20 protein-coding genes and 2 pseudogenes are annotated in these 25,436 nt (G+C 46.4%); 12 read left to right on the top strand and 10 right to left on the bottom strand.

Annotated elements, in window-relative coordinates; translation table 11 throughout:
* Positions 1 to 217: 217 nt before the first annotated feature.
* The 4 genes and pseudogenes from QUB25_RS25220 to QUB25_RS25235 all read left to right on the top strand — a co-directional run bounded on the left by QUB25_RS25220 (position 218) and on the right by QUB25_RS25235 (position 3,714).
* Positions 218 to 793: a TerD family protein gene (locus QUB25_RS25220; RefSeq protein ID WP_333083448.1), complete on the top strand. Its 576-nt coding sequence runs from the start codon at positions 218 to 220 to the stop codon at positions 791 to 793.
* Positions 794 to 805: 12 nt separating this feature from the next.
* Positions 806 to 1,408: a TerD family protein gene (locus tag QUB25_RS25225; protein ID WP_333041586.1), complete on the top strand. Its 603-nt coding sequence runs from the start codon at positions 806 to 808 to the stop codon at positions 1,406 to 1,408.
* Between the two features lie 123 nt (positions 1,409 to 1,531).
* A pseudogene (locus QUB25_RS25230) lies at positions 1,532 to 2,896 on the top strand (TerD family protein).
* Positions 2,897 to 3,012: 116 nt separating this feature from the next.
* The gene (locus tag QUB25_RS25235; protein ID WP_333187382.1) at positions 3,013 to 3,714 is read left to right on the top strand and encodes a zinc-dependent metalloprotease family protein; all 702 of its coding nucleotides are present in this window, start codon (positions 3,013 to 3,015) and stop codon (positions 3,712 to 3,714) included.
* Between the two features lie 27 nt (positions 3,715 to 3,741).
* Here QUB25_RS25235 and QUB25_RS25240 read toward each other — a convergent pair whose 3' ends face one another.
* Both QUB25_RS25240 and QUB25_RS25245 read right to left on the bottom strand, forming a co-directional pair.
* A complete protein-coding gene (locus tag QUB25_RS25240; protein WP_333141511.1) occupies positions 3,742 to 4,197 on the bottom strand; it encodes a TerB family tellurite resistance protein in 456 nt (151 codons plus the stop codon).
* Positions 4,198 to 4,415: 218 nt separating this feature from the next.
* Positions 4,416 to 5,585, bottom strand: coding sequence for a DUF58 domain-containing protein (locus QUB25_RS25245; protein ID WP_333187384.1), 1,170 nt, complete (start codon positions 5,583 to 5,585; stop codon positions 4,416 to 4,418).
* A 147-nt stretch (positions 5,586 to 5,732) separates the two neighbouring features.
* Here QUB25_RS25245 and QUB25_RS25250 point away from each other — a divergent pair, with 147 nt between their 5' ends.
* The 3 genes from QUB25_RS25250 (at position 5,733) to QUB25_RS25260 (ending at position 11,005) form a co-directional block, all read left to right on the top strand.
* Complete coding sequence (locus QUB25_RS25250) at positions 5,733 to 7,013, top strand: PilT/PilU family type 4a pilus ATPase (RefSeq protein WP_333041576.1); 1,281 nt, start codon at positions 5,733 to 5,735, stop codon at positions 7,011 to 7,013.
* Between the two features lie 564 nt (positions 7,014 to 7,577).
* Positions 7,578 to 9,209 carry a polysaccharide biosynthesis protein gene (locus QUB25_RS25255; RefSeq protein ID WP_333187387.1) on the top strand — a complete coding sequence of 544 codons (1,632 nt, stop codon included), beginning with the start codon at positions 7,578 to 7,580 and terminating at the stop codon, positions 9,207 to 9,209.
* A gap of 590 nt (positions 9,210 to 9,799) precedes the next feature.
* Complete coding sequence (locus QUB25_RS25260; RefSeq protein WP_333187390.1) at positions 9,800 to 11,005, top strand: glycosyltransferase; 1,206 nt, start codon at positions 9,800 to 9,802, stop codon at positions 11,003 to 11,005.
* A gap of 408 nt (positions 11,006 to 11,413) precedes the next feature.
* Here the strand turns inward: QUB25_RS25260 and QUB25_RS25265 are convergent, their stop codons facing one another.
* The 6 genes from QUB25_RS25265 to infC all read right to left on the bottom strand — a co-directional run bounded on the left by QUB25_RS25265 (position 11,414) and on the right by infC (position 17,257).
* Positions 11,414 to 11,710 carry an IS66 family transposase gene (locus QUB25_RS25265; protein WP_333187392.1) on the bottom strand — a complete coding sequence of 99 codons (297 nt, stop codon included), beginning with the start codon at positions 11,708 to 11,710 and terminating at the stop codon, positions 11,414 to 11,416.
* Positions 11,711 to 11,744: 34 nt separating this feature from the next.
* Positions 11,745 to 12,080 (bottom strand): IS66 family transposase, encoded by a 336-nt coding sequence (locus tag QUB25_RS25270; RefSeq protein ID WP_333187394.1) that lies wholly within the window; start codon positions 12,078 to 12,080, stop codon positions 11,745 to 11,747.
* A complete protein-coding gene (locus QUB25_RS25275; RefSeq protein WP_333187396.1) occupies positions 12,077 to 12,799 on the bottom strand; it encodes a hypothetical protein in 723 nt (240 codons plus the stop codon). The genes QUB25_RS25270 and QUB25_RS25275 overlap by 4 nt, the downstream gene beginning before the upstream one ends.
* 170 nt (positions 12,800 to 12,969) lie before the next feature.
* The gene (locus QUB25_RS25280) at positions 12,970 to 13,446 is read right to left on the bottom strand and encodes a Crp/Fnr family transcriptional regulator (RefSeq protein ID WP_333042796.1); all 477 of its coding nucleotides are present in this window, start codon (positions 13,444 to 13,446) and stop codon (positions 12,970 to 12,972) included.
* A gap of 122 nt (positions 13,447 to 13,568) precedes the next feature.
* On the bottom strand, positions 13,569 to 16,613 hold the full coding sequence (locus QUB25_RS25285) for a HEAT repeat domain-containing protein (protein ID WP_333187400.1): 3,045 nt from the start codon (positions 16,611 to 16,613) through the stop codon (positions 13,569 to 13,571).
* A 107-nt stretch (positions 16,614 to 16,720) separates the two neighbouring features.
* Entirely contained in the window at positions 16,721 to 17,257 is a 537-nt protein-coding gene (gene infC, locus QUB25_RS25290; RefSeq protein ID WP_006635262.1) for a translation initiation factor IF-3, read from the bottom strand.
* Positions 17,258 to 17,674: 417 nt separating this feature from the next.
* Between infC and QUB25_RS25295 the strand changes: the two genes are divergently transcribed.
* The 5 genes from QUB25_RS25295 to QUB25_RS25315 all read left to right on the top strand — a co-directional run bounded on the left by QUB25_RS25295 (position 17,675) and on the right by QUB25_RS25315 (position 23,628).
* Complete coding sequence (locus QUB25_RS25295) at positions 17,675 to 18,697, top strand: alpha/beta fold hydrolase (RefSeq protein WP_333064755.1); 1,023 nt, start codon at positions 17,675 to 17,677, stop codon at positions 18,695 to 18,697.
* Between the two features lie 478 nt (positions 18,698 to 19,175).
* On the top strand, positions 19,176 to 19,670 hold the full coding sequence (locus QUB25_RS25300) for a hypothetical protein (RefSeq protein ID WP_333187403.1): 495 nt from the start codon (positions 19,176 to 19,178) through the stop codon (positions 19,668 to 19,670).
* Between the two features lie 441 nt (positions 19,671 to 20,111).
* Entirely contained in the window at positions 20,112 to 21,908 is a 1,797-nt protein-coding gene (locus QUB25_RS25305; RefSeq protein WP_333187406.1) for an N-acetylmuramoyl-L-alanine amidase, read from the top strand.
* Positions 21,909 to 22,053: 145 nt separating this feature from the next.
* Complete coding sequence (gene murI / locus QUB25_RS25310; RefSeq protein ID WP_333187409.1) at positions 22,054 to 22,893, top strand: glutamate racemase; 840 nt, start codon at positions 22,054 to 22,056, stop codon at positions 22,891 to 22,893.
* Positions 22,894 to 23,073: 180 nt separating this feature from the next.
* Positions 23,074 to 23,628: an NYN domain-containing protein gene (locus QUB25_RS25315; RefSeq protein ID WP_242722119.1), complete on the top strand. Its 555-nt coding sequence runs from the start codon at positions 23,074 to 23,076 to the stop codon at positions 23,626 to 23,628.
* A gap of 701 nt (positions 23,629 to 24,329) precedes the next feature.
* On the opposite strand, the pseudogene QUB25_RS25320 reads toward QUB25_RS25315, so the two are convergent.
* Together QUB25_RS25320 and QUB25_RS25325 are read right to left on the bottom strand one after the other, a co-directional pair.
* Positions 24,330 to 25,052 (bottom strand): annotated as a pseudogene (locus tag QUB25_RS25320) (transposase); the annotation flags it as partial.
* Between the two features lie 23 nt (positions 25,053 to 25,075).
* Positions 25,076 to 25,354, bottom strand: coding sequence for a hypothetical protein (locus tag QUB25_RS25325; protein ID WP_333187411.1), 279 nt, complete (start codon positions 25,352 to 25,354; stop codon positions 25,076 to 25,078).
* Between the last annotated feature and the right edge of the window lie 82 nt (positions 25,355 to 25,436).

Consider the following 25,436-nt stretch of genomic DNA (forward strand, 5'->3'; position numbering starts at 1 on the left):
TGAGATTACACAACTGTGGGAGGCAGGGCATGATTGCTTTGTACTCACACCCAAAAAATAATTAAGAGTTGTAATCCCTATTGACATCGGCACAGTTAGCTAATATTCTTTTATTTAAGATTAAAAATTCTACAACTATTTCCAGCAAAAACTTAATAAAGTTTTCCAGTCCGCGCCTCCCTCCATAACCACTTCTAATAAAGAGGAAGATTGAATCATGGCCGTATCTCTGACCAAAGGACAACGGGTATCGCTTGAGAAAGTTTCACCCGGTCTCTCAGAAGTATTCATAGGACTGGGATGGGACGTTAAAGCTACAGACACGGGTTCTGACTTTGACCTAGACTCATCATTGTTCCTATTAGGTGCTAATGAAAAATTAATTTCTGACAATCACTTCATTTTTTATAACAATCTCACAAGTCCAGATCCAGACAAATCCGTGCAGCACATGGGAGATAATCTCACGGGGGCCGGCGAGGGGGATGATGAAGTTATCAAAATCAACCTCAAAAAAGTGCCTAATGATGTCCAAAAAATTCTTGTAACTGTAACCATCCATGAAGCACAGCAACGCCGTCAAAATTTTGGTCAGGTGCAAAATGCCTTCGTGCGGATCGTTAATGCCCAAACACAACAGGAAGCTGTTCGCTATGACCTTGTAGAAGATTATTCCATAGAGACAGCACTGATCATGGCTGAACTTTACCGGAAAGACGGTGAGTGGCGTCTCAATGCAGTGGGAGCCGGCTATCAAGGTGGTTTACAAGCATTACTCGATCGCTATAGCTAAAAGGTAAAACACATGGGAATTAACCTACAAAAAGGACAGCGCATCTCGCTTTCCAAAGAAGCGCCAGGGCTAACAAAACTGATCTGCGGATTAGGCTGGGATGTGGCGAAACGCTCCGGTGGAGGTTTGTTTGGGGCTTTTAGCAGTGCTCCAGATTATGACTTGGATGCCTCAGTGATTTGTTTAGATCGAAATGACAAAGTGAATGATATGACCAATATCGTTTATTTTGGCAATCTCTCCCACCGTTCAGGAGCTATTACGCATCTAGGTGATAATCTGACTGGAGCGGGAGAGGGAGATGACGAGCAAATTCTCGTCGATTTATCTCGAATTCCCTCGCAAATTGTCAAACTGGTTTTTACAGTTAACATTTACGATTGCATTGCACGCAAGCAAGACTTCGGACAAGTTCAAAATGCGTTTGTGCGTTTGGTTAATACGTCTAATAATCAAGAACTCGCAAAATATAACCTATCAGGTTCTGAATACAAAGGCATGACGGGGATGCTCATGGCAGAAATCTACAAGCATAATGATGAGTGGAAAATGGCGGCGATCGGTAACGGTGTGAAGGTTAATGGGTTGCAGGAACTTGTGAAAACCTATGCTTAACAACTCCTTCGGTACATAGATGCTCCTTACTTCCTGGAATCCGAAGTGGGCTACAACGATCGAAACCTTTTTTTGTTGAGAACAGCTAATCAGCCGAATTTACATTGAAGGAAAACCAATAGAATGGGAATCCAATTAACCAAAGGTGAAAGATTAAGTCTTTCTAAAGCTGCTCCCGATTTAAAACAGGTGGCGATTGGCTTAGGTTGGGAGGTGAGCCAGGTTGGTCAGAGCTATGATATTGATGCTTCTGTGTTTATGTTAGGCGCTGCCGGCAAAATAATTCATGAAAAATACTTTGTATTCTATAATAATCTGAAATCACTGGATGGTTCTTTAAGACATTCAGGAGATAACAGAACTGGGCAAGGCGAAGATGATGATGAGACGATCTACGTAGATTTGACAAAAGTCAAGATTGCTATTGAGCAAATAGTTTTTGTTGTCACTATTCACGAAGGGCTGGAAAAAAATCAAAATTTCAGCCAAGTTAAAAATGCGTTTATCAGGCTTTACAACCAGGAAACAGGAGTCGAGTTAGCTCGGTACGATTTAAAAGAAGCTTTTTCTCAAGAGACAGCTTTGGAGTTTGGCAGATTGTATAGAAAAGATTTGGCATGGAGATTTCAAGCAGTAGGAGAAGGCTATAATGCCGGCTTGCAAAGTTTTGTAGATCGGTATTTTGTTGATGCTAAACAGGAAGAGAAGAAAGTAGACAAGCCTGTCTTAACTCCTGAACCTGAAAAAGAGACCAAACAGCAACCTATTGATATTACAAAAAAAGCAGATATAATCCTTTTAAAAGCAAAAGTAGATATTTGTCTTAAAAAGAAAGGGATTGAGGGTATCCTAGCAAGAGTCGCTTTGGTTTTGGATATTTCTGGCTCTATGAGCCATCAATATAGTTCTGGTGCAGTGCAAGCGTTCCTTGAAAGAATAGTTCCAGTAGCTAGTAGACTGGATGATGATGCCACTTTAGATGTTTGGTTTTTTGGCTCAACATTCAAAAGAACAAGATCGGTGACGGAGACAAATGTTGATGGCTATATCACAAAAGAAGCCGGCGAAATGAAGAGAGCTTTACTTTTTTTTAAAATGCCTTCTCTGATGCTGGAATTAGGCGGGGGAAACAATGAAAGTTTGGTAATACAAGATGTCATAAAGAAGTATACTCAGGAAAAGGCTAGTAAACTGCCTACATTTATTGTTTTCCTCAGTGATGGAGGCGTTACTAATGAGCAAGAAATTAAAAAATCTATAGTTGAAGCTGCAAAATATCCGATTTTTTGGCAATTTGTGGGATTGGCTGGTTTTAACTAGGGAATTCTGGAAAGACTAGACAGTATGGGTTGCCGGCTGGTTGATAACGCTAACTTTTTTCATTTAGACGATTTGGGAAAAATCACTGATGAACAATTGTATGAAAGACTGCTGAATGAATTTCCCGCTTGGATTAAGCAGGCCAGATTGAAAGGAATATTAAAATAGGGAAATCGGAGCATTTTGTTGCAGACTGTGGCAACTATCAACTCAACCCATAGCCCTAGCTGAAATTAGCTCAAATTAACAAGAATATTACGATAAAAAATTCCTACAATCAGTCAATGTCTCTGTACGATCGCCTAGACCTAACCAAACACAATCGCAAGCTAAAACTCCCCCTTTCTCAACGGCTAAACCTGACTAAACCCCCCAAACTCCGCTGTCAGAGCTGTCGTTCCCGTATCCAGCCTCAGTGGGAGTTTTGCCCTTCCTGTGGAAGAGTTCTAATTGATAATGATAGCGATTTTCGCCGTTGCATTTGGGTAGATGTATCAGGAATGGATGTCGCACCCGAAAATAGAGAAGCGATCTTTTCCCTGCTGATGGACGCTTTCTCCAAACTCTACGGCGCATTTAGAAGCATCAAAATATTTTTGACATCTGATCCCCCCGATCCCAAAGAGTGGGGAAAAGATTTTACCCATGTTTATATATTCGTGGACAGCCAGCCGGTTGACTATCTCGGCGTGGCTAGCTTCAAGTCGGGAATGGTTACAGATAGGGCGATTATTCGGATTGACCAAGTATTCTATGCTTCCTACAATGCCAGCCTTAATCTCAATCAACTATCTAACTTAATTGCAAATACCATTGCCCATGAAATAGGACATACACTAGGACTCGATCATTCTGCACTTCCGACCGATGTCATGCACAATGGACTCCTTCATACTGTTCATAGCTTAATGCCTCCCTCATTTCATGCAGAGCAAATAAACTCAATGAACAATGCTATTCGCAGATATAAAGCCTTAAAGAATTGAGTAGCATGAACCAGGAAATAGCTAAATTTAGAGGTCGAACTCCCCTGGATTAATTCCCACAGCATGGCAAGCTTCTTTGACAACCTTCTTTTCATCTTTGTCAAAATTACCATCCGCACCACCGATAATAATGCCAATTTGGATGACTGCACGACCTTGATCTAGTTTTTTATTGAGTTTGGCTATGGCTTGGATAGCCTCCACTTTACCAAAATCGAAGTCTTGTGATAGCTTCTCACAATAAAAATCAAATTTTTGCTTCAACTCCGAAGCCGAAAAAATTTTTAGTGTTTCATTGGAAATTATTAGAGCCGCCGTTTTTTGTCTTTCATCGGTATTGATAGTGCCATCAGCAGCAGCAATCAATGCACATATTGCCATTGAGGCATCAGCAAAATCATTATTTTTAAACTTGGAAATATTGGTTTGCAGAGAATCATTGATTTGTGATACGTTCTGCTTTAATTTCTCCCAGAAAGTCATTTTTTCTCCTGTTTGGTGAATGAGATATGATGTTTATGACCGGAGTCACAGTAATCTAAGCTGCTCTTAACTTGCCAAGCAATTGCCAGACCCCGTAAGACCCTTAACTTTATCAATTACACTATTGTAGTGTATCATGGTTCTTGAGGTTTTAGATTAATCAAGTCAATCTTCATAACTAATCGCTCTTTCACAGGTTTTTTCGTGACCTATCTTACTTAATAGCTAATAGCTCTTTCCAGAGGATCTTGTAACTGAAGTTCTAAGGGTCTGCCGGAGCGAATTTCTAAACCAGGTAACTCATGTTTCACTAACATTTTTTCGCCTGTTTCAGCATTGGCCAACGGCCAGAGTACCCAGCGGCTGCCTAGGGAAAGAGTGCTTAAAGTTGCAGAGTTTTGAGTCAGCCAAATTACCGGCAGTTTCGGCCGATTCTCAACCGCATCTTCCCCAGCATTAACCGCCGCTAAAGTTTCCAAAACTACCCGGTTCCCCGATACGAGTCCCGTCCCGGCAGTCCAAAGTTTGACGTTTAACAGGCGCTTGCTAGCATAGAAGTAAAGAGACGCAGCTACTGTCACGGCTCGTTCAAATTCTTCTGGCTTCCACGCCGCAGCGCTGTCGAGAGCAATAATAATTTCTTGACCGCCTGCTGCAACTTCTAACTCTCTCACCCGCAGTTCTCCGTAGCGGGCGCTGGTGCGCCAGTGAATTAGGCGGGTGGGGTCTCCGTGGCGGTAAGGTCTGAGATTGCGGGTGAGGCCTTCGGTAGCAGTTTGCGATCGACTGCGATTGTAAAATTGCGGGCTGTCTTCTTGACCGATGCGATCGATCAAAGGACAAGTGCTCAACGGCAAAACTTGTGGATACACAACCGCCACCGCTTTGACTGGGCGGCTGCGCCGGCACCAAAACAACCCTAAAGGTGCCGCCGTCCTCAAGTTTACCTCTTGCCACCGATAGACCCCGCGCTGCCGCACTTCTAAATAGTATGTATCCCTGTATATACTGTTAGGCTCTATGACTTCGATCGGGCGGACGATAGGTTCTCCCAATACAAACGGCAAGATGTCTACCACTTGCAACAGAGTCTTAGGTTGGCGGGCGCTATTTTCGATTTCTAGTTCGACGGTGATTTGATCGCCCGCACTCACCGGTTCGATCGGGCGGCGACGGACTTCCAAGGAACGGAGCGATTTTCCCGGCAAAACGGCCGCTACTCCCAACAGCGCCAAACCCCCACCGCTGAGCACGTACAGCCACCCAGACATTGTATTAGTCGCCGACCCAAAAAAGAAAACCGTCATCCCCGACAGCAGCCAACCCGCGTAGGCGGGGGTAACAGCGCGATTTTCGAGCCAGTCGGCGATTTTGTGACCGATGTTCATAGGAGTTTAAATTGTTAATTACTCGATCGCCCCATCAAGTCTAATTGTAAAATATTCTCAGCATTTAACACCGAATTAGCTGCGAGCGATAAGATTAGAAATCGGGCATTTTTTCGCAATAAATCTACATTGACTGGAGACAAAAAAATGAACCCATTAAACAATCCTACACCCCTTCGACCAGAGGCTCAAGCCCGCCGAACACCGCCCCCGCCCCCGCCTTTGGCTGCAACTCCCGCGCCTCCTGCACCCGCGCCGAGTGCGCCCCCTCCGGCCCAGCAGCGGTCTTCTGTTGAGACACCCGTCAGTACGATCGAACAAATGGTCCGAGATGCCCATAGTGCCTCGGCTTCTGACATTCACATTCGAGTAGGCCAAGTACCTCGATTTCGGATTCGTGGCGTGATGCAAGTAGCAACCACCCACCCCAAAGTAACGCCAGAAATTTTTGAACAGTACCTAGCCGAAATTCTCACCCCCGAACAGCGAAAACAGTTTGCAACTACCAAGGAATTAGATTCAGCAATTTTTTACCCTGGCTTCGTGCGGTGTCGGCTAAACTGTTTTGAGTCCCTCAGTGGCGGTGCCATAGTATTGCGGTTGATCAGTTTGGAAATACCTACTATCGATTCCTTGAGGTTGCCAGAAGTTTTCAAAAGTATCATTTTGCGATCGCAGGGATTAATATTAGTTACCGGGCCTACCGGTTCGGGGAAATCGACAACCGTAGCTGCGATGATCGACCATCTCAATCAGATGGAGCAAAAGCACGTAGTTACCATTGAAGACCCGATCGAATTCATTCACCCTTCTAAAAAATGCTTGGTTAGCCAGCGGGAAGTCGGCTTGCATACCCACGAGTTTCAACAGGCTTTGCGGGCTGTTTTGCGGGAAGACCCCGATGTGATTCTGATCGGGGAAATGCGCGATCGCGTTACAATCAATACAGCGTTGCAAGCAGCTCAAACTGGTCACTTAGTATTGGGAACTCTCCACACTCGCAGCGCCATTAACGCTATTAATCGGTTGTTGAACCTCTACCCACCCGAAGAACAACAGGCGATGCGGATTCAAATTTGCGATTCTTTAGTAGCGGTAATTGCCCAACTTTTGCTGCCAACTGTTGACAACCGTCGAGTAGCAGTTCACGATATTTTGGTGAATACACCTGCCATGCACGATTACTTGATGAAAGGTGCTGATGATGAAGCTTTCCGATTAATGGAACATGATACTTACGAAGGAATGCAGATTATCAACCAGGGTCTTTACAAACTGGTGCTTGAAGGCAGAGTGACGATCGAAGAAGCAGCAAAAACTTCTCCCGAAGCTAGCGATTTAGACCGCCGCTTGCGGACAGGAGGCTACGATGTTGGGGATGCTCGTGGCTTTGAAGGCAGCAAAAAAGAACGCATCGTTCGCGCCTAGTAGCAGCACACATACAGGGGTAGCCACAGCACTACCCCACCCATCAAGTAGCAATCTTTTCAGCAGACGCAAATATTTGATGTGGGCTTTTGTGCGTATTTTTACTTAAAATTAAACTATAGTTAGTAACCAAAAATACATTTTACTTAAAAAGTAAAATGCTATAATCAAGGTCGAGTGTATTGTTAAGTTTTTTAAACCTAGACCCTACTTTACATAAACTTTAAAATTGCGTGAAAACTCGTAGGTTATTGCAAAGAAACAGTAAAGATATGTTCGGAGTATTGCCAACACTCAGCAATTTAAGTATATAGTGGTATTGACAAATTTTGGAGAGAGCACATTCCGACTTTGCCGATATTTGCCGATGGCAGAAGTAAGCAGGTTAAAAAAGCGCTTAATAAAACTACAAGCATAGCAGATCGCGTGTCTTTCCGATTAAGTAGCTTTAAGTCTAAAAAATCCTAAAACCAAGCAGACTTTTAAAGATTCTGTCCCTCGAAAATTTGTTTAACAAGTCGCTTATCAGTAACGGTATTTCTAGAATTTAAAGGAGCAAAAAAAGTGAAGAGTGCATTTAACCAAAGAGAAGTTTTTGAAGGTGCCAGCAAAGCGGAAATAATTGAGCGCATCCAGCAGCTAGTTCCGCCCGGTTCGCCGGAGCCCCAAGATCCTGAAATCCTCGCGTCTTTACAAACTCTGACCGCACAGCTAATCGCAGCCTATCAAGCCGACGGACAATTAGAAAGCGAACCTTTTAGCGACGTGCGCGATCGCACTATTCACCTCTACGCATCCGCAGTCAGTCGCAAAATCAAAGGCAAAACCATCCTCATCACTGGCGGAGAAGGATGTGTCGGTCGTTTCTTAATTGAAAAACTCCTCGAACTAGGCGCAACTAACATCATTTCCGCAGACAACGCCCGATGTCAAAACCCCGAAGAAAATCTGCCGCTTTTTACCAAAGAAGGTGCTGTAACTTTCTATGCCGTTGACATTCGCAACCTCGACGCGCTCAAACACATATTTGAGGTAGAAAAACCAGAAATTGTTTTTCACCTAGCCGCCCAACGCCAACCCGGACTAGCTGAAATCAAAATCCGAGAAACAGTTACAACCAGCCTGTTAGGATGTAAACACGTCATCCAACTCTGCGAAGAATACGGCGTAGAACACTGCGTATTCTCTTCTACAGGCAAAACATCTCGATATTTTACAACCGAAGTTTACGCCGCCTCGAAGAAGTTTGCCGAATGGCAATTTGCCAAAGCAGCTCAAGAAGGAAATGTCACTTACGGGATGGTTCGCTTTACTCATATGTTGGAAAATAGCTTGTTCTGCGAGCAAATGTCCAAAAAAGTAGAGCAAGGTAAAACTGTCAACGTTCACGCTCCCCACCGGTACGTAACTGCTCAAAATCTTTTTGAAGCCGTACATTTATTGCTGAATTCTCTGGTTGTGTCCGTTCCGGGAAAACTGAAATTTGTCGCCGTGAGTAATCTCGGTTGGCCGACAGAAACCTTGGAAGTAGCTCTTTATAAAATTCTTGAATCAGGCAAAAATCTGCCGATTTATTTTCAAGGACTTTTGCCGGGATACGAAGAACCTTTTTTCCTTGGACAATTTGACTGGAAAAAGCCTACAGACATTCACCTCCTAATTAATGTTTTGGAAGATCCTTTTAGAAGTGTTAACGATGCTGGCGACATGGTGAGTGTAGAATTAGCTCCTTTTTCTTTGCGCGTCTTAGATAAACAAGTGTCGAAGCTCGAAAGCCTAATCATCGATCCAGATTTCCCCGAAGTGCAAATCAAGTACGCTCTGATCGCAGCGGAAAAAGAAGTGATTGCTTCCTCTTTTGCGTGGAGTGCCCCTGAAGAGTTGTTGAAGATTTTGCAGTGGGGAATCAATCCGAAGAAATTGCAAGGTTACGGAACGGAAATCGCTGACTATCGCGAGATTATCGAACTCCTTCTGCAAGGAATCTGCGGACGGCTTAACCAAGAAGTCTTGCACAGTGCTGGAGTTACTGCAGATGAGTTTGATGACTTAGTTCAGAGTCTTTCTACGCTGGATGTGATTCAAGCAGAAGTGGGATATTTGCGATCGGTGTCGAGATATCTCAGAGAATTTGCACCCCCCGCACAGTTCACCACCATAAAATCTGAACCTGTTGCTATGCCCGATGCAGCGTAGCTTGAACATAGTGTTGAGTTTGGAGATAGCTTCCTGAGTGCCCACCCACAGGAGATGAATGAGTTATATCAATTCCGGTTGCACGAGCGAAATGATTCTTGACTGTTGACTGTTGACGGGCGGGTAGAAAAACTGCATGATTGACTGTTAACTGTTGACTCGATTTTATTATTCCGATGCAACCGGATTTGATGTTAAACATTGATTAAGTGTTTAGTTGATAAAAAATAGAATAGCCAGAAACCTGGTTTCTTTTAGAAACCGGGTTTATCAAGTCTGGGCTTGTTTGAGGTTTAATTAAATTGAGTGACTTAACCTTGTCAGAAGTGACATGATATGATAATATTTGCGACTGCACAACCGCCATCCAATTAATTTGTAGTGAAGACCCTAGTCCTAGTAATTTGACGCTAGTCCTAGTAGTTTGACGAGGACTGAAGTTATCACAACAAATGTAAGAATGGTGATTTTTTGCGCGCATGATATAATGATACTTTAGATAGCGTGGCGCAGTAAGTTAACAAAGGTGCAATAAGATTAAATAAACTCAATGAACGCAAGAAATAAAATTAAATTAAGGTACTAGAATTGTGGAAATTAATCAGCTACTGTTCCTATTGATTGATGTTGTGCTATTGGCGATCGCCCTGATCCTTCTAATTCCCGTTGCAGTTCTATTTCTAGAATGCAGTGCAGCTTTCTTGTCCGGCCAGGGCGAGACAGCGGAAACTAAAGCGCCCCGCCCCAAAGTAGCAGTTTTAATTCCCGCTTACAACGAAGCAGCAGGAATTGCCGCGACAATCTCCACCATCTTGCCACAGCTAACACCTCAAGACCGCCTGTTAGTGATTGCTGACAACTGCACGGACGCCACGGCAGAAATCGCCCGTAACTGCGGTGCAAGTGCGATCGAGCGACAAGACACAGAACGCAAGGGCAAAGGATACGCACTGGATTTCGGCTTGCAGTCGATCGAATCCGACCCCCCCGAAGTAGTCATCATGGTTGACGCTGACTGCATCTGTCAGCCCGACTCTATAGAAAAATTAGCCCTGGTTGCAGTTGCCGAACAAAGACCAGTGCAAGCAACTTATCTCATGGAACAGCCACCAAATCCTACTCCTAAAGATTCCATTTCTGCTTTAGCATTTCTTGTGAAAAACTTAGTCCGTCCCAGCGGCTTAAAAAATTTAGGATTCCCATCATTACTAACAGGTACTGGCATGGCTTTTCCCTGGTCGATAATTCGATCGGTTTCCCTAGCTAGCAGCAATATTGTTGAAGATATGCAGATGAGTTTGGATTTGGCGATCGCCGGACATCCAACAGTATTCTGCCCCGAAGCAAACGTCACCGGGTGTTTGCCACAGCAGCAGCAAGCAGCTAAAAGTCAAAGAACGAGATGGGAACACGGTCACATACAGACATTGTTAACTCAAACTCCCAGGCTGACAGCAGCTTCAGTCGAGCAAAAACGTTTTGACTTATTGGCGATCGCCCTCGACTTATCCGTCCCTCCTCTATCGCTTTTAGTCGCTATCTGGCTAGCTGCTTTTGCCACCTCTTTACTAGCAGCAATTTTGGGAACATCCCCAATTCCCGCCGTCTTGTTAGCAGTACAAGGATTGCTGATTTTAGTTTCCATTGTCAGCGCTTGGGTAAAATTCGGGCGTGCCGATATTTCTGGCTCAACTCTGTTATCTGTACCTTTTTACATTCTTTGGAAAATACCTTTGTATCTTGGTTTTCTCCTGAAGCGGCAAACCAAATGGGTACGAACAGAACGCGATGTTTAGTATTCGGTAGGGTGCGTCAGCCAGATTCTCGATCAAACTCAAAAATCTCGTTTCTGACGCACCCTACGATGAATAAATCGGTAATTGACATGATATCCTACAATTACACATCGTCGCTAAATAACAGTTCGCTGCAACTGACAGCAAAAGCAGCCAGAAGAGTTAACCGTGCAACGTAGCGGCTGCGGTTTAGCGAGATAGTTAGATAGCCGTTCTTAGGTGGTGGCAGTTTTTGTCAACTGTTGAGTGTTCGAGTCTGTTTAGCTTAACAGTTGGGGTAGTTGAGAGCCGGAGTTGTTGGCTACGGTGCGATCGCCTCCAAGTTCCCCTTCTGCGTTTTTTTCGAGAGTTCCATGAGAATCGGTCAGAGTGCTTTCACCCGAAAGACATTAATATCTTGGTAATTGCTCAACTAGGGGAAAAAAGGGAGCCATGAATAGAGAGGGCTTGTTGAATAGCTTGATAAGCAGTTAAGCCCTGCCTTTTACCAGTATTGACAACTGAACGAACCGCCGCAAATAAATCTCGTCCCCATTCGGAACGAAAGCAATTAGTCACGCGAGGAAATATCACGCTCATCCGAATCGCTTGTTCGCTAGAATTATTTGTCGGTGGAATTGCAGCATCTTCCAGAAATAAAAACAAATTATCCATCAGCTCGCCATAGCGTTTTCGCAACCGAACACCATCCGGTTGATATGGCATTAAACTCAAAATTGTGATTAATCTTTCTCGTAAATTACTGCGATATCGCTCCAGTCTTCCCTCGTCCATCCTGTCGCGTCGTCGATGGATGACAAAAGCTCTTAATAATAACCTCTTCATCGCCCTTGGCAAAAATCTTGTCTCCTGCATCAATGGCATATTGACAATCCCGCAGTTGATGGGCTAAACACACCTGCCATTGTGCTGCTGGGTGATTTTTTTGAGCACTAAAAAGGTCTGATACCCACAGTTGCGGGCGATGTTCTCCGAGAACTTCACTAATTACTCCAGCCCCTCGACTGGGACGGATGACATGCAGGCAAATATCTTGGTTCTGAAACACCCATTCCCATTGGTTTTGTCCGTTCACTCTGGCACTGGTTTCATCGCTTGCAAATTAATTTTGCCTGCCGCAAACGTTGCAGTATTTGATTTACAAAGGTCATCTAAACTGGTTTTGACGGTACTTAAGAGGTTGGCGATCGCTCCTTCGGATATCTTGAGTCCAAAAACTTCCGCCAAGATTCCCGACAGCCGTTCTTCGCCGATCGCATGAGTGTAGCGCAGATATGTAACCAAGCTTTGAATTGAGCTGCCAAATGGTGAGCCTGGTTCCATTCCAGCAGGTACCCGGGCCAGATACTCGGTTTGACAACAGAGGCAGCGACCGCCATAGAGCTCGATGCGGGTGACTATCGGACGAATTGGTGGTAGTGCAATTTTGTCATAGACCGCTTGCAATTTTTGGGACGTGGCAGTGACTGTTTCTGAACACTGGGGGCAACTTTTGATTTGAGCGACAATGATTTGGTCGGGTTCGGGATGTAGATCTCTTCCCCCTCCTGCTCTGCCGATGCTTTTTTGTCTTTTGACTCCTTCTATTTTCGATGGCTTCGGCTTGAGGTTGGGCTTGAATCCTTTTGATGGTGGAGTGCTTGAATTCGAGCTGGTTTTGGCGGGAGATGAGTTGGGTTTTGATTCGTCAGTGTCTAATGCTGCCCGCAGTTTTTGGATTTCCTGCCATAGCTCTACTATCAAGGCGTTTTTGGCCTCATCCGATAGTTGTTTTAGGTCAGGGAGTTTTTTCATTCCTTTATCTAATCTTTATCTCGTTCTCTTGTCAAGGGGGTTGAGCAATTACGTGTAATCTAATCTACCAGAAAAATTGTGCGTATTCGTAATCGCTATTGGCACCTTACAGAAGATAAATTGTGCAGAATTACCGATCGACTAAAAACACAATTCCCACTTCCCCAATTTCATCGCATCTCAGGAACTCTCACAGTCTCTGTAGGAGGCATAATTGCCTCTTTAGCATTCAACTTTTGATTCAACTCCCGAATCCGGCGCGAGAGCAAGCGAATAATATTCACCGCAATTCCCGGCGTTTCATCAATCGCATCGTATAGCTGCATTTGAGTCAGCATCAAACACTCGGATTGTTCGACAGTAGAAATAGAAGCCGATCGAGGTTCGGCATCAAAAAGCGACATTTCCCCGAAACAAGCCCCCGCTTTCAACTGTGCTAAATCCCGATCGCCTATATGCACCCGCACCGTTCCCGATACCAAAATATAGAGAGATCGACCTTCTTGTCCTTCCGTAAAAATCCTGTGCTTGGAAGGAAACGAAAGTTCATCCATTACCGATGCTAGACGCACGAGAAAATCATCCCGCAGTTCCTTAAAAATCGGAACCTCCCTCACAAACAATAGGCGTTCGACGCTTGTTAACATAATGAGATGCAGTGATTAATTGAAACTTAAAAACGGGAAGGAGAAGGGGAATAAAAACCGTTGACGGTTGACGGTTAACTGTTGACTGACAATCACAACTGCCAACTGACAACTGACTAATGTTACCTTTTTCCCCCAGCACCGAACTCTGCCATCATCTCTTCAACTTGAGCGGATACCAAATTATCGGGGTCATTTTGCAGCCTGGGCAACAATTCGCCCAAAGCCCGCGGCGAAGCTATTTTCAAATAGGCTAACACTGCTTCGCGGACAAAACCCGTCGGGTGCTGCAGACAGACGAGAGTTTGTTGAGCCGTAAGACTCCAGCGCGCTTCTCTCGCCAAGTGAAAGCAGCAGGCCAAGGCCCAATCCGAAAGGAAGTGGCGTAATTCTAGCAAGCGGCGCAAACGATCGCTAGGGGCTAGAGGTTTGTAAACCATCAATTCCGAGAGGTTGCTCAATTTTTCTCTTTCCGAGTGTTGATCTAACAAATTGATGAGCGATCGCTTCCTAGCTATATCCACAGTATTATCGAGAATTTCCAATCCCCTAGCAACCAAAGAAGGTTGGCCGGAAGCGATGTTGAAAGCAGCCGCTTGTACCGTTTCCAGCGGATAAAGAAACTTCATCAGCAAAAAACAGCGCTCTTTAGCATCAGCTTCCAACCCCGCCAGAGCACGCTGCAACAATTGAGCCGTATCGTTCCCAGCTTCCCGGGCGCTGTTGCCCTCTCGCTCTGAGAAATTGCCGTAGCTTGTTACCCCAGACAAATCTACCAGACCTGCATAAATTTGACCGATAAACATTAACTCCTGTTCGATAAGAGTTTCCAAGCCGCTACGGCCGATGCGGTCTAGAACCCCTTCTATCCCCGCTTCCGAAGGCATTTTTAACAGGATGCGGAGGATATTGCGCCTTGTCGTTCCCCAAGCCGTCATCAAATTGCTCACCAAAATGTCGATCGCCTCCGGAGTCCCAATTTGACCCAGAGCCGTCCAAGCTTGCAACCTGACCAAATCCGACTTGTGGATATCCTCAGCCAAATACACGAGCAAAGGAATGGCGTCGTTGTGAAGTTTGACTATAGCCTGCAAAGCAGCTTCCCTAGTCGATTTGTAACCAAGTCCGCGCAGCAGCGAAGGATAATATTCTTCCGAATGAGTAGACGAAATCACGTCTAACAGAGCGCAGCGCACTCGCAGAGATTCATCTTGCAACAGATTGGGGATATGCAGCCGCAGTCCTTGCAAATAATCAGCTTCTCCCAGAGCCCGCGTCCCCATAACACGTTCCCGCTCTTGCTTGTGTGTCAGCATTTGCCGCAGCGTATTAGTAGCCTCTGCCTTTTGCTGGCGATCGCCCCTTCTCATAATTAAAGCAGCCGCCGTACCCCGCACCACCGGATCGACCGTCGGCTGCAAGTAAGGCCGCAAGCTCTCAATATTCGGTTCAGCTTCCGTCAGCCAGATGTAACGCAAAGCCAAGGCCAGCACCTCCGGCGGCAAGGATTGCTGCGAGAGTGCGCGGACAGATTCTAAATATGCGGGGTTCGGGTGTTGCAGCATCGTTTCCAAGCTCTGGCGCTGCAAACCAGGGGAGAGCGAATCCAGGAGGGGAGCCAGAACTTCTCCGACATTTTTGGGGTCAATTTGCGTCAGGAGTTCTATGCAAGAGCGCTTTTCATCTTCGCCCCCCGGCTTTTGTAGAGTTTCCACCACTGCCCGCTTGAGAGCTTTGAGGTCAACGTCTGTGACGCCCAAGCGTCCCCGCTCCGCACTTTTGACCAACAAACCCACGTATTGAGAGCGGATCAGCCATACCACAAACACCCACAACAGTGCCAATATGACGATCACGCCAATAAATATCAAGCTTTGCTGGTCGTGAAATACATTTTCGTCTTGCTGGGGGAGTATCTTGCCTGTCACCCACAGCATAATCAGGATGCCTACTCCTGTAGCTCCGCAGGACAAAGGTTCGCCCACACCGTTGACCAAAGTTTGAATTCCCGATCGAATATTGTCGGGAATCGGTTGAAATAATACCGGGCTAACAGTTTCCAAAAGCGTGTAGTGAAGCAGTTCGTCTAAAAATCTCAGCAATATTAGCCCGATAAACACAGATACTAGCTGGCCCAGAGATGCTCCTATGGTCAGCACCCCGAGTATAGCGATGCCCGCCGGCAAAATCATCGCCGTCACGAATACACCGATTCTTTCCACTAACCGGCTCGAAGCGAACCACTGAGTTGCCACTTGAAACAGGCCTTGTATGCCTTCATAAATGCCCAGGAAGCTAGCGATCCAGCTAGCTCCGTCCCCCGGGTTTTGGTATTCTAGCTGGCTGTAGAATTGGAAATCTACCAGCACGTAGACGACTTCTGCGAGGATGAAGAAACTGACTAGAGGTACGGCGTATTTTTGAAGTGGGCCTGTAACTTTGCGGGCGGTAAATTCTTCTTGGTCGTCGTCTTCGTCGTCATCCGTCCAGTGAGCCGTTTCCGGGAAGGCTTGGCTGTATTTTTCCGTGAGGTAGTAGAGCAACACCGAGCCTGTCGCCACCATCAACCCCGATATGAGGGTAACGTTTTTGAGTCCGACTACGTACAGCAAAACAGGCAGAGAAAATCCGCTGACTACTCCAGCTACTAGATAGCCGCTACTGACTAGCGGATAGGTGCGCTTGATTTCTCTAATATTAAACAGTTGGTTGGAAGTGATAGAAGTGTTGAGGTCATTGAGGACATAGCAAGCTTCCACCCACAGCCACATCAAAAAAATAGTAATAAAAGCTATGCTGACGCCAGCTATCTGAGTATTTTCGTAGCCGATGCCGAATCGAAACAAAAATAGCGGTATCGACATCATTGCCAGAACAACCACTACGGTGCGCCTTAGCGGCAGGATTTTTTGCAGCCACGAGTAGACAAATCCCAAGCCAGAACCGATAAACGCGCTGGCTATGTAAATCCAGGGCATTTTATCTGCACCAAATTCATCTAGAAAAAGACCTACTGTGCTGAGTTCCAGCCAGATCAGCCCGACGGAGGTTAGAGTGTAGACGACGAACATGAGTACGGTTCGCTCTACTTCTTCCGATCGCAGGTTGAGCGATCGTAGCACTCCTTGTCTTACTCCCGCCGAACCGCTGATTTGAAAATTTTCCATGCAGCGTTGATTTCCCTGTGTGGTAGCTTATTCCTGACTAACTTCGGAAGTCATCAGCTATCAGTCACCAGTTTATGACTGATGACTGCTTACTAATGACTATCTATTTATACTTTCTTCGGCGATAGCAGCATCATCATACTGCGTCCTTCTTTTTTGGGGGCTTGCTGCACTTCTGCGATTTCCTGCAAATCTGTCGCCATGCGCTTAAGCAAGTCCTCTGCTAGGTTGCTGTGTTGGATTTCCCGACCTCTGAACATGATCGTGGCTTTTACTTTGTCCCCAGATTTGATAAAGCGGTCTGCTAGTTTGAGGCGCACTTGGTAGTCGTGTTCTTCAATTTTGTAGCGCATCTTCACTTCTTTAACATCGGCAGTGTGCTGCTTCCGCTTTGCTTCTCGCGCTTTCTTTTCCTGCTCGAATTTGTACTTCCCATAGTCCATTACCCGGCATACGGGCGGGTCAGCTTTGTCGCTGACAAGTACGAGATCGAGTTCTTTTTCTTCTGCCAGGCGCAGCGCTTCTGCAGGCGTCAATATCCCTAGTTGCGCGCCGTCGGTATCGATTACCCGGATTTTGGGGTATCGAATATTTTCGTTGATCTGGGGTAGGTTGCGATTTTGTCTTCTTTCAATCACAGGCATGAATGGTTTTACAAGCAGTAGTTTAATAGCGAAGCTTCTTGATAGTTACAGGTTTGATCGGTCAATTTTTCACGATTGACGATCGAACTGTTTTATAAGGTGTTACCCTTACCGGACGTACTACCGCGCCCTGTGTCCCCTCCGCTAAAGCCTTGGGGAATATTTGGACGATCGTAAATGAATTCTTACAATACTTGCTATTCTACTCAGTCTGGCTGAGTTTCTGCTTAGTTTTATTTTAACTTCACACACGATCGCCCGCCCCCTTGCCCGATTGATGACAAAACCGTCAAAAATTCAGGGTAAAAGCTTAAGGATGAGGTAAAGTCGCTTTTCCTAGCCCATCTCGCCGGGTCGGACAAGTCCCCCAACTCGCCTGATTTGCCTTGTAGAATAGGTATAAGCAAGTGTAAATTTATGTTGCGAGCTGAGGCAAAATTGACAAATTCTCTGCTGTGGCACCAACGGGTGGGAACTCAACGAGACTGGATGTGGCGGGGTTGGCAAACTCGCTACACTTATTTGCGGCCCGATGGGGTACGAAATCAAGACGCGCTGGAATTTCAAGATTCTGCGGCAAAACCAATGGCCCCGCGCGCATCGGGAACGCCGATTATTTTACTGCACGGGTTTGGAGCTTCGATCGGTCACTGGCGACAAAATCTCGCCCAACTCGCCGAAAACCAAATGGTTTACGCCTTGGATTTGTTAGGGTTTGGCGCTTCGCAAAAAGCTCCGGTCAACTACTCTGTGTCTTTGTGGGTCGATCAAGTTTATGATTTTTGGCTAACTTTTATCAGAGAGCCAGTAATATTGGCAGGAAACTCGATCGGGTCGCTAATTTGTCTGGCCGTAGCCGCAGCTCACCCGGACATGGTGGCAGGCACGGTGATGATTAGCCTCCCAGACCCCTCTGTGCGAGCCGAGGCGGTGCCCGGATGGCTGCTTCCGGCGATCGAAGCGGTTGAAAGTTTGTTTGTTTCTCCGATCGTACTCAGGCCTCTGTTTTATTTGGCCCGCAAGCCTTCCTTTGTCCGCCGCTGGGTTGGCTTTGCCTACGCCAGCCCCGAAGCTGTTACCGACGAATTAGTAGAAATTCTAGCAGGGCCAGCAGGCGATCGGGGAGCAGCCCGCGCCTTCTGCGCTTTATTTAAAGCTGTAGGCAGTTCAAAATTTTGCCCCAGTGTCAAGATTGTGATGCGAAATTTAACAATCCCCATGCTGTTAATTTGGGGCAAACAAGACCGGATGATTCCCCCTCGGTTTGCCCGACCCCATCAATTTGTCGAATGCAATCCCAATTATGTAGAGCTAGTGGAATTAGACAATGCGGGCCACTGTCCCCAGGATGAATGCCCGGAACAAGTAAATCAAGCAATTTTGAACTGGATGAGCCGGAATTTTGCACCTATGGGCGAGAGCGAATTGCAGCACTGTTGATTAGACATGGGGTCGTTGATTACTAAGGGAAAAAAACAACTTGCAGGTATCGATCCCGCTCAAAAATAAATTTGCTAGAACTCGATCGCACCGGTGGTATGGTATAGCAGATGTTGAAGGCTGTAGCGACGAAGCGGAGCGGGTAAAAAGAAGTCATGCAAGAAGGCGCAATCGAGCGATTAGGTTTCAAAAATTAAGAACGTCCTCACCGTCAGGGCGGTTGCTATATTACAAAACTTCCCTATCTTGAGAGTCAGTCGATTTGAGGTTCGAGATTGACTCCCCAGCCGCTATCTAGAGGCTTGAACTAACCTAAACCACTTGTTTGCTGTGGACGACTCCTGCAGAAAAGTAAGTCTCCGTCTTTCTGTGATGTCATCTATCTACTGTTATTGATTGCCCTTTTTTTAGAAGGTCAGAGATTGACACAATCACCAAGATAGTGTATCTTCTCTAACTGGTAGTACACATCCAAGTTATGCAGTTAGTCGAAAGGCAAGTCATTAAACCAAATCACAGGTTTTACCCAGAAGCCGATCGATTGTCTTTGCTGTCCAACAAACTTTACAACTGCAATAACTACTATATCTACGGTCAAAACTTTTTCTCAGGTCAACTAACTAATTCTCTGGGTGTCGTTCGATCACTCAAAAAGAGTCTAAATTACAAAGCATTGCCGGCCCAAGTAACACACAAAACTCTCCCGTTACTGCTGAAAACATGGACTAGCTATCATAGTGTTAAATTGGCGGGCGCGATCGCGATCGCCCCACTAAGTTTCAAGCAGCACCGAAAATCCCTGATTAAAAAAATCCGAAAAAAAGAGAGCAGGGGCGATATGTATTTGTATTTAACTGTCAATGTGTTAGCAAAAAAGCTTTTCCCAAAGAATATGTCATTTTGTCTGGGACTAACATTTGGCGGCTTGGAAAAGTTACCTAAATCTTGGAAATCCGGATTGTTCCCCAGGTAAGTTGTTAAGTTATTGAGGTAGTTTAGGAAAAGTTAGAACAAAACGCAAGTGTAAAGCGGATTATAACCCTTGCCACAACGAGCTTCGCCAACATTAAAGAGCTATGAAACCTCTCCCTGGAAGAACGGTAAAATTCTACCTTCTAACTTGTACCTTCTAACTTCAAGAAGCACCTTGTTTCTTGCTCCTAAAAATAAATACCTTCCTTTGTGCCCACAATCTTTCAGTCTGCTTATAACCGATCGCCCCCAAGTATACGGGAAAGTTCAAAAATGCCGGGATCTGGCATTTTGGAGCCTGTTAACTCATAAAAAAGTCAATTTAGCCAACAACTGACGGCCCCCGTGCCCCCGGTCTGCTGGCGGCTAACTGCTGAAAGCCGATCGGGCAAGCAGCGCCCTTCCAGCTTTTGGCAGTAACGCAAACGAGGAAAAAACTGTCGTGAAATTCCACTGGCTACTACCGAGTTTCTTAAGTGTATTTTTGCTCGCCGGAGCCGCCGAAGCAGCTAGACTGCAATCTTGGCGGTTTGATGCTTCAGAGAACCGGCTTTACATTACAACAGACGGGGGAGTACAACCCAAGGCTCAACTGATTTTCAATCCGATGCGGTTGGTAATCGACTTGCCGGGGACGAGTCTGGGTCGTCCCTCGGTCAGCAAACCGCTCTCAGGCGCGATCGAATCGGTGCGGGTAGGACAGTTTGACAACGATACGACCAGAATTGTGGTCGAGATCAAAGACGGGTTTACTATAGACCCTCAGCAAGTAAAATTCCGGGGGATTTCTCCGAGCGAGTGGACAGTGGATTTGCCAACGCCGGTGCCGGGAGAAACTCAAAATCCGATTTCAGAGCCAGGGGGAGAAAGGTTATCGGTTGAATCTTCAGCACCCCAAGCCGAGTCAGCCCAGGCGACTGTAGTTCAGAACGTTCAGGCGACGGCGGACGGTTTTTTAGTCCGCACTGCGGGCGGTCGCCCCCAAATTAATTTTCAACAAAGTCGGGCTGGGGACATCGCTACCCTCGATATTGAAGGAGCTAGTGTAGCTCCGGGCCTAAGCAGCCAACAGCCTCAAACGAACGGTCAGCACGGGGTTGACAAGATTGAAGTCCGGCAACTGCCAACAGACCCGCCCGTTACCCGCGTGACTTTGCGGATGAAGAATTCTAATACTCAGTGGCGGGCATCTGTGAGCAATTTGGGCGGGGTTGTGCTATTGCCTGGAAGTGTAGTACGACAGCCCTCGGTTTCCCGCCGCCTGACTGTAGATCCTCCGGCTAGACAAGCTCAAGGAAATTTAGCGAGAGTTCAGTCAATTGATTTAGCCAGTAACGGGACGCAACTGGTGGTGAGAACTGACCGCCAAGTCTCCTATACCAGCGGGTGGGACCAGGGGTCGAAAGCTTACTGGATCAGGATCGCCTCTGGTGTCCTAACGGGGGAAATTCCTCAGCTCGATGCCAACAGTCCTGTATCCTTTACTGCCAGCCAAGAAGACTCGGAGACTGTGGTGATTTGGGTGCAGCCGCGATCGGGGGTAGAGGTAGGCAGGGTGACGAGACCGAGCCCGCAGTTGCTGTCTTTGCAGTTGCGATCGAATGCAAGCGCGCAGCAGCCTTTCACTCGCACTCCCAGCCAGCAGCAGCCTTTGCCGAGAAGGACTTTCGGAAGCGACGATTTGCCCCAAGCTTCTAACCGCCGCGCCGTAGTAGCGATCGATCCTGGTCACGGTGGCCGCGATCCGGGGGCAGTCGGGATTCAGGGCATTCAGGAGAAGGAGATTGTTTTGGATATCTCGTTTCAGGTGGCGAGGCTGCTGGAACAGCAGGGCGTGCAGGTGGTGATGACTCGGACTGACGACAGCGAAATCGACCTGGAACCGAGAGTTTCTTTGGCGGAACGGGTGAATGCTAGTTTGTTTGTCAGCATTCACGCTAATGCGATTAATATGAGTCGGCCGGATATTAGCGGGATTGAGACTTATTATTTCAATAACGGCCAAGATCTGGCGAGGGTGATTCACGCCAGTATTTTGGAGGGTACGGGGGCGACTGACCGCCGAGTGCGGCAGGCGAGATTTTACGTTTTGAGGAAGACTTCTATGCCTTCTGTTTTGCTGGAGGTGGGTTTTGTCACGGGTGCTGAAGATGCTGCTAGGCTTTCTGACCCAGCTTACCGCAGTCAAATGGCGGCTTCGATCGCTCGCGGCATTTTAGTTTATCTTCAACAAAGATAATATATTGCCGCAGGGATTGGTAATGGGTAATTGGTTATTTGTTATTTGTTATTGCTAGCAACTGACAACTGACCACTGCCAACTGACCACTGCCAACTGACCACTGCCCAGTGCCAAGTGACAACCGACTATTGACAATTAACAAATGACTACAGACTCTGGACAACAAAGAATTGGTATTTTTGACAGCGGCGTGGGCGGTTTGACTGTTTTGACCCAGTTGTACCGACAATTGCCTAACGAATCGATACTTTATTTTGGAGATACGGCGAGGCTGCCTTACGGCACTCGCACGCCGTCAGAAATTGTGGAGTTTGTCCGCGAAATTATGGCCTGGTTGGTGGAACAGGATGTGAAAATGGTCATTATGGCCTGCAACACCAGTTCTGCTTTGGCGATGGAGATGGTGCAGGCTGAGTTTGATATCCCTGTGCTGGGAGTAATTCTGCCGGGGGCGCAGGCTGCGGTGCAGCAAGGCAAGCGGATCGGGGTCATCGCAACTCCTGCTACGGCTGCTAGCAATGCTTATCGAAATGCGATTTTGGAGATGGACGATTCTTGCCTGGTGTGGCAGGTTAGCTGTCCGGCTTTTGTGCCGCTGGTGGAGCAAAACCGGATTCACGACCCTTATACTTGTGAAGTGGCTCGGGAATATTTGGCTCCTTTGATTCAGCAGCGCATTGATACGCTGATTTACGGCTGCACTCATTATCCGCTGTTGGCTCCTGTGCTTCGCTCGCTTTTGCCTGCTGGGGTGACATTGATCGATCCTGCGGTACGGGTGGTGGGTGCTGCTGCCAGAGAATTGGAGCTTTTAGGGCTGCGGAATCCTGGTACTGCGCTACCGACTCGTTTTTGCGTGAGCGGCCCCCCGCAGCAGTTTGCGGAGTTGTCGGTGCAGTGGCTCGGTTGTACTCCTGCTGTTGAGAAAATATCCCTGCCGACAGTTGTACGATCGCCCGTATCGCTGGAATCTGGCGAATAAGCTGGAAAATTTATAGGTTAATCTAACCCCCCAAAACTCAGGTAAAGCTGGCTCTGGGGGGTTTAATTATTGGGATGTAACCTAGCAATTACACATCAATAGGTAATATTATTGAACAAAAGCTTTGATGAAGAATGCAAATAATGTCCTATACGTGCTGGATCTCTTCAGCCTTGAACCATGTCACCCTATGTATCACAAGCAGTTTTACTTGTAGACGGCTATAACATTATTGGACTTTGGCCTCGACTCCGAGAGAAGCGCGATCGCGACGAACTCGAAACAGCTCGCCGCGAGTTAATAGAGGTTTTAGTTAACTACAGCGCTGTTCAAGATTTTGAGGCTCGACTGGTGTTTGACGCGCACTATCGAGATACTCCCGGCGTTAAAGAAATTATTACTAAAAATTTATCGGTGCACTACACTGACTTCGGTCAGACAGCAGATACTTATATTGAAAAATCTTGTGCTAGTTTGCGCTACGAGTTGCGATCGGTCAAAGGCAAAGGCCGCATGATTGTCGCCACCTCAGACCGAGCGCAGCAATTGACCGTAGTCGGGTACGGTGCCGAATGGATGTCCGCCGAACAACTAGCGGCTGACGTAGAATCCACTGCCCGCCGCAGTGAGCGCCAGCACAAATCGCGCAAACACAACTCCAGTCGCTTTCTCGCCAATTCCCTCGATCCCGAATCCCAGCAGCGCCTCGCCAAGTTGAGAATGGGGCTGCATTAGCTGCTGAAACCCCCTTGCTGTATGACAAAAAAAAAGTTTGTCAAAGGCCTTGCCAAATCGAGTAAGTTCAGCTATTGTTAGTAATTGTGGGTAACAAAAACCCCCAATCCTCGGTAGCTCAGTGGCAGAGCGGTCGGCTGTAATGAATGCAAGCCTTTGGCATCAACCAAAAGCCCTAGTGACATAGCAGCTCTATCCGGTAACGGGTACTGAAAAATCGGGTGAATTCAAGGAAACCGCAGCACTTTGGGTGGCGGCAATCTTGAGCCAAGTCTGGCGAAAGGCAGCGGTTACGATCGCAAGTAGCCGGAAAGGTGCAGAGACTAGAGATGAGGAGCCTAACCAATACATCTCATAGCGCCCGACATCCGACGACAGATCAAAAACATGATTTGTAGGGATGATGAAATAGTCCGCCCCCTTCGGAAACGTTGGGATAAGTGTAACCGATTGGTCGTAGGTTCAAATCCTACCCGGGGAGTTAGTAAAACTCTGAAGTTGGAATTTTCCAGCTTCAGATTTTTTGTTTTTATTTTCAGATATGTTTTTCTATAATACTGGAGTTTAGACTAAGCAAGCGCTGATGGGATAAAAAAGAGGGAGTCTGACTTGCGTCAGAAGTCCTTTTGACAGAAGCTAAGAGTAGTACTACCCACCCTTAGGTAGGGCTTGCTGAATAAGTAAAGTTTGGCTCCCCAAGCTCAAGCTCGCTGATTGAAGGAAGCAGATAAGTTAAGTTTTTGTTTGAATTCCTGGTCGAGAACATAAGCTTTGATAATCACCGCTCGCTCGTCGGTGGTTATTGATGAAAATTGACACAAAAAAAGCCACAATAACCTTTTGAATCCTGCGACAAGGTTCATGACTAAAAAAGTAATCGCAATAGTTGTTTGGGATGTATTATCAAGTTTAGTCATCACTTGATCGAGATGAAATCTGCGTTTCGCTTGCCCGAACTTGCCCTCGATAGCTTGACGAACTCTCTCATCTTCTAGCGCTTGCTTCTTTTTGTCTTTACTTACATGAGCTGGGCGTCTTCCCAAAGCCGGGCCACTCATCCTAATTCCTCTTTCTTTACACCACGCTCGGTTAGATCGAGTGCGATAAATCTGGTCAACATGAACCGATTCTGGATAATACCCTGTGAATTCTTTAAAAGCTTCCACTTGGGCGATTAAGTCTCCTGATTCATTAAAGTTGTCCCAGCTAATTCGAGCTAAAAATACATACCCCTCAAAGCTACTCGCTGATAATTTGGCTCCGAATTCTGTATGTTTTCCTGCTTTTCCTCTAACTATGGGGCGGATGTGGGGTTGGGTTAAACTTACAATTCTATCGTCAATACTATTTGTCTTGTGTTGGTACATCCAGTCTTGTTGTCGGTAAACTTCATGACAGACTAGCAGCAGCTTATATTGCCGCTTACCTGGGGGGGTGACAAAGAGGCCTAGGAGATAGACCGAATAAGGGTTGCAGCCCGCATACCTTGTTGATAAAAGCGGCGTTTATTGGGAGTTAACTTCATTAACTGTTCCACCTCTAATGAAAATTGTTCGAGGTAATCAACCCACTTTTCTCCATCTAAACCAACACCAAATGTACTCCGTCTGCGATATCTTTTCTTGGGTTCTTTTCGGCGACCTACATATTTTTGTACCTGCTTTTTCCTCAATTGAGTACCTTGAAATGTTGCCTCCAGGTAAGCGAGCGTCATCAGCAGAATCATGTTAATAATACCAATTTCCTAAAGTTCTGCTACAGATAAGGCATCTAAAATGAATTGCCATCCCGTCAAAGAAGCAATGACT

The organism is Microcoleus sp. B3-D7 (assembly GCF_036705305.1).
Taxonomy (GTDB): domain Bacteria; phylum Cyanobacteriota; class Cyanobacteriia; order Cyanobacteriales; family Microcoleaceae; genus Microcoleus.

What these genes read in the sequence shown, in the direction of transcription:
- QUB25_RS25315 (WP_242722119.1), top strand. Translation starts at nt 23,074, where the DNA reads ATGTCACCCTATGTATCACAAGCAGTTTTACTTGTAGACGGCTATAAC.
- QUB25_RS25240 (WP_333141511.1), bottom strand. Translation starts at nt 4,197, where the DNA reads ATGACTTTCTGGGAGAAATTAAAGCAGAACGTATCACAAATCAATGAT.
- QUB25_RS25300 (WP_333187403.1), top strand. Translation starts at nt 19,176, where the DNA reads ATGCAGTTAGTCGAAAGGCAAGTCATTAAACCAAATCACAGGTTTTAC.
- infC (WP_006635262.1), bottom strand. Translation starts at nt 17,257, where the DNA reads ATGCCTGTGATTGAAAGAAGACAAAATCGCAACCTACCCCAGATCAAC.
- QUB25_RS25225 (WP_333041586.1), top strand. Translation starts at nt 806, where the DNA reads ATGGGAATTAACCTACAAAAAGGACAGCGCATCTCGCTTTCCAAAGAA.
- QUB25_RS25250 (WP_333041576.1), top strand. Translation starts at nt 5,733, where the DNA reads ATGAACCCATTAAACAATCCTACACCCCTTCGACCAGAGGCTCAAGCC.
- QUB25_RS25285 (WP_333187400.1), bottom strand. Translation starts at nt 16,613, where the DNA reads ATGGAAAATTTTCAAATCAGCGGTTCGGCGGGAGTAAGACAAGGAGTG.
- QUB25_RS25235 (WP_333187382.1), top strand. Translation starts at nt 3,013, where the DNA reads ATGTCTCTGTACGATCGCCTAGACCTAACCAAACACAATCGCAAGCTA.
- QUB25_RS25325 (WP_333187411.1), bottom strand. Translation starts at nt 25,354, where the DNA reads ATGATTCTGCTGATGACGCTCGCTTACCTGGAGGCAACATTTCAAGGT.
- QUB25_RS25245 (WP_333187384.1), bottom strand. Translation starts at nt 5,585, where the DNA reads ATGAACATCGGTCACAAAATCGCCGACTGGCTCGAAAATCGCGCTGTT.
- QUB25_RS25220 (WP_333083448.1), top strand. Translation starts at nt 218, where the DNA reads ATGGCCGTATCTCTGACCAAAGGACAACGGGTATCGCTTGAGAAAGTT.
- QUB25_RS25280 (WP_333042796.1), bottom strand. Translation starts at nt 13,446, where the DNA reads ATGTTAACAAGCGTCGAACGCCTATTGTTTGTGAGGGAGGTTCCGATT.
- murI (WP_333187409.1), top strand. Translation starts at nt 22,054, where the DNA reads ATGACTACAGACTCTGGACAACAAAGAATTGGTATTTTTGACAGCGGC.
- QUB25_RS25275 (WP_333187396.1), bottom strand. Translation starts at nt 12,799, where the DNA reads ATGAAAAAACTCCCTGACCTAAAACAACTATCGGATGAGGCCAAAAAC.
- QUB25_RS25265 (WP_333187392.1), bottom strand. Translation starts at nt 11,710, where the DNA reads ATGCCATATCAACCGGATGGTGTTCGGTTGCGAAAACGCTATGGCGAG.
- QUB25_RS25295 (WP_333064755.1), top strand. Translation starts at nt 17,675, where the DNA reads ATGTTGCGAGCTGAGGCAAAATTGACAAATTCTCTGCTGTGGCACCAA.